The sequence below is a fragment of the Fulvivirga sp. genome (genome assembly GCF_040220315.1).
GTDB lineage: Bacteria > Bacteroidota > Bacteroidia > Cytophagales > Cyclobacteriaceae > Fulvivirga.
Genome location: NZ_JAVJUY010000328.1, coordinates 1 through 4,544, shown reverse-complemented (window position 1 = coordinate 4,544; position 4,544 = coordinate 1). Strand labels below are relative to the sequence as shown.

At 39.6% G+C, this 4,544-nt stretch carries 3 protein-coding genes; 1 reads left to right on the top strand and 2 read right to left on the bottom strand.

What is annotated here, in order from left to right; translation table 11 throughout:
- Positions 1–39 precede the first annotated feature (39 nt).
- Positions 40–1,110, bottom strand: a complete 1,071-nt coding sequence (gene fbaA, locus RLO81_RS16780) for a class II fructose-bisphosphate aldolase (RefSeq protein WP_350114327.1) — start codon at positions 1,108–1,110, stop codon at positions 40–42.
- 156 nt (positions 1,111–1,266) lie between these two features.
- Here fbaA and accD point away from each other — a divergent pair, with 156 nt between their 5' ends.
- The gene (gene accD, locus RLO81_RS16775; RefSeq protein WP_350114324.1) at positions 1,267–2,106 is read left to right on the top strand and encodes an acetyl-CoA carboxylase, carboxyltransferase subunit beta; all 840 of its coding nucleotides are present in this window, start codon (positions 1,267–1,269) and stop codon (positions 2,104–2,106) included.
- 27 nt (positions 2,107–2,133) lie between these two features.
- Here the strand turns inward: accD and RLO81_RS16770 are convergent.
- Positions 2,134–4,544, bottom strand: a 2,411-nt coding sequence (locus RLO81_RS16770; RefSeq protein ID WP_350114321.1) for a caspase family protein, incomplete at its 5' end; no start/stop codon positions are given.

Here is a 4,544-nt window from a genome sequence, read left to right as displayed (position 1 = left end):
GATCATTTGATCAACCCTTTTTTGGTTTAATACATTATTTTATAAGGTGTTAACGTTATTTAAATCCTCAGAAGCTTTTTTCAAACGAGCCTTGAAGCTTTCTTCACCTTTTCTTAGCCAAACTCTTGGGTCGTAGTATTTCTTGTTTGGTTTATCGTCTCCCTCAGGGTTACCAATTTGCCCTTGAAGATAGCCTTCATTTGATTTGTAGTAGTTTTTCACACCTTCCCAATAAGCCCATTGCAAATCAGTATCAATGTTCATTTTTATAACACCGTAAGAGATACCTTCACGAATTTCTTCAACCGTTGATCCTGATCCACCGTGGAATACAAAATCTACCGGGTTTGGCCCAGTATTATACTTTTCAATGATATAATCTTGAGAATTCTTCAAAATTACAGGCGTTAGCTTCACATTACCTGGCTTATAAACACCATGTACGTTACCAAAAGCAGCTGCAATAGTAAACCTGTGGCTAATCTTGCTCAATTCTTCATAAGCATACGCTACTTCTTCAGGTTGCGTATAAAGCTTAGAACTGTCTACATCAGTGTTGTCAACTCCATCTTCTTCGCCACCAGTTACACCTAATTCAATTTCTAACGTCATATCTATTTTGCTCATTCGCTCAAGATACTTTTTACAGATTTCAATATTTTCTTCAATAGGTTCTTCCGAAAGATCGATCATGTGGGAGCTAAACAATGGTTTCCCGTGCTGTTTGTAAAATTCCTCACCGGCATCAAGCATTCCGTCAATCCAAGGTAATAACTTCTTCGCTGCGTGGTCTGTATGCAACACTATTCGAGCGCCATATAATTCAGCCATCTGGTGCACGTGCTTGGCGCCAGAAACAGCACCAGCAACGGCCGCTCGCTGATTGTCATTGTTTAATCCTTTGCCGGCAAAGAATACAGCACCACCATTAGAGAATTGGATCATCATTGGTGCATTTAATTCAGCAGCTGTTTCTATTACTGCATTTACAGAGTTTGTACCTACAACATTAACTGCCGGCAGGGCAAAACTCTTTTCTTTTGCGTATTTAAATAGTTCTTGAACTTCATCGCCAGTAAGAACACCAGGCTTAAATTTTGAAGATGACATAAGTATATGTGTATGGTTGAATAATCGGGTAAAACTCTTTTTTTAAGAGTGTTACAAATAAACTAAATAATTGGCGGAGGTCACATTCTTAATAGTAATTTTTGAAAGCTGGCTGATACTGATGATATTTGCTCAGTTTTCAATCGGATAGCAATTATGAGCTGGTTTAAAAGGAAGGATAAAGGAATTCAAACACCCACAGAGGCTAAAAAGGAAGCACCGGATGGTTTGTGGACTAAAACGCCTAGTGGCAAAATCGTACATACACGAGAATTAAAGAGTAATTCCTATGTGAGTCCGGAAGATGGGTATCATGTGCGAATTGGCTCTGCCGAATATTTTGAAATTCTGTTTGACAATAACAAGTTCACTGAACTTGACGAAAATATGGAATCAGCAGACCCTTTAAAGTTTGTTGATACCAAGGCATATCCAGATAGAATAAAGAGTACGCAGAAAAAATCTGAACTAAAGGACGCAGTGAGAACAGCCTATGGAAAAATGAATGGGCTGGAAATTACTGTTGCGTGTATGGATTTTGGTTTTATTGGTGGCTCCATGGGAAGTGTCGTAGGTGAGAAAATAGCCAGAGCCATTGATCATTCACTACAAAATAAAAAGCCATTTTTAATGATTTCTAAGTCTGGTGGAGCCAGAATGATGGAAGCGGGCTTATCATTGATGCAAATGGCGAAAACATCAGCCAAACTGGCATTACTTAGCGAAGCTAAAATCCCATACATTTCTTTATTAACTGATCCCACCACGGGCGGTGTTACAGCATCGTACGCTATGCTTGGTGACTTTAATATTGCAGAGCCAGGCGCTTTGATAGGCTTCGCTGGCCCTAGGGTTATTAGAGAAACGATCGGTAAAGACTTACCAAAAGGATTTCAAAGTGCAGAGTTTGTACTGGATCATGGATTCCTCGATTTTATAGTAGATCGCAGAAACCTCAAATCGAAATTGACTACTTTACTCAAGATGTTGAAATAAATAGAAAAGGGCTTTCAAAGCCTTTTTCTATTTATTGTTGCCTTCATCTGGCTTGGGCTCTTCTATACTTTCTTCAACAACTTCTTCTTCAGGTTTATAAATTATACTAATAGGGAAGTCATTACCATGCACAAAACCAGTTGGGTACTGTGCTTGTCCACCATGCTGTTCGCTTAGTTCAGGCACGCGCTCCTCCATATAGATTTTCAACTCATTCACCGTTACTTTTTCATCTCCGGAATCGGCTTCACCGTCTAAAGCTTCCAGCAATGCATAAGTAAATACTCCATGTTGCAACACTTCAAATTCTGAAGCAAACTGTTGCGTTCCACTAGAGGCAATCATTACCACACCAGAAGCCCTTGCTAATTGCACAATGGCCTTTTCTTCTGAAGCCGCTGCCCGTACGTTAATGGATTTTAACGCACCACCTGAATGACATGCATCCATTAATATCAGCTGCTTTTGTGATTTAACCTGCGCTAAGTAACCTTTTAATTCTGTTGCTGAAATACCCTTTTCCTGAAGTTGCTCTGGGTCTCCATATAGTTTGGTGATGTTGGTTGGCACAAGGTAATACTCATTATTATTGTCTTCATCCAACGTACCGTGGCCGGCATAGTAGAATACAAACACATCTTCGGGCTTGGCAGTGGCTATTATCGATTCAAAACCTTTTATAATATTTTCTTTGGTTGCCTCGGTATCATAAATCTCTGTTTTACGAATGGAGCGAAACATTTTGCTACCATTGGTGATAATTTTATCGGTAAAAGATTTGGCATCTGGCTGGGCATAGTTCAGGTTATAAGCTGGGTTCTTATATTTGTTAATACCCACAGAAAGAATATGCAGATTGGTGGTAGCCATTATTTCACCCACATATTTAATTTTCAAATGATCGCCTTTAGACTCAATTTTTTGAAAGTTTTTAACGACTACTTCAAAGTCATTAATTCCATTGGTAAGATTTACATGATACTGCTTTATCACTTGTTTGCCTTCCGTTCCGACAGATTCAAATTCATCATCAATAATGATTAATTTATTGTTTTGATAGATATTCACTTCTTTAATTCCACCCCCGCCATCATAGATATCTACATCTAGTTCCAGCGTTTTGCTTTGGGTTTCGTATCGGCCTTCGTGATAGTCCAGCTGTTTAAATTCTCCAAATGCTAGGTTATTAATATTAAAAAAGGCCGCTGAAGGTCGGTTTAACTTGGTAAGGTCAAAGATTTGCTCACCCTCACCGCGCAGTATATCAAGCACCCTTCTTCCCTGGGTCATGCTTTTTACCATCAGTTCTGGTCTGTATAGAATATCAAAGTACTGTTCGGCAGTGTAAAATTCGGCTAACTTTTCTATCCCCTGATTGATATGCCATCCAAAATACTGGCCACCATCTGAGCTACAGCTAAAATAACCTGCCGGGTTCCAAACTACCCATTCACCTTCATCTGAAATAAACATATTGGCAAAAGGTAGAACAGTAGCACCAAGGTTGGCATGAACGTCTTCAATATCACGATATGTTTTGTCACCCACTTGTTGTAAATAAGAAATAACACCTTGCCAGGCCTCTTCTGTTGGTTTGTAAGTCATGGAATCCACTTCAAGCGATGTGAAATATTCTTGCCATTCCTCAGCTTCGAAAATCTCCCGCATGCTTGGCAATTCACCTTTATCACTCAAATTCCATATACGAATGGTTTGATCTTCACTGCCAGAAACCATATACTTTCCATCTTTAGTTACTGTGACAGTTCTTATTCCTGCAGTATGCCCGAGGTATTCCTTTATCATAGCCCCGGTGCCATTATATTCTTTTAAAGAAAAATCACTTCCTATAATTACATGGCCGTTAGACATTACCTGAAAGTCAAGTATTCTACCATCTTCAAATTCATTATTGGCAATTGTATTTCCCCTGCCAAGTTCGATGGTATAAATACCAGTTTGTTTTACTTGCTTATTGGCCTCTTCAAGGAAATTGTCATCAGGGCGGCCAGGATTGGCTGTTAGCCCAAACGTGGCAAAATCAAATCGGAATTGATGTCTGATCTTCTCGCTTTTCGACTGCTCATTGGCAATGTAAAGCTGTAAGCCCTCACCAAATCGTAAATCCCAAACAGTTGAGCCATGTCCTTTAATGGTTTGCTGACTTCTTCCATTGATAGGGTTCCACACATAGATGACATTGTTGTTGCCTCCTGCAGTGGCTACTAAATAATTTCCAGTAGCTGACTCTGGTGAGAAATCAGCGCTGAATACCGTGTTATCATGGCCATTGAAGTCGGCAAATTTATTTCCGCTAGGGATGGAGTAACTGGTTCCTTTGCCCAATATATCCATGGCTACCAGAATTTTACTATCGTGCGAAAAGGTGAGTGCATTAATCACGTTTTTTACACCATCAAATTCTTTGACCACCGTGC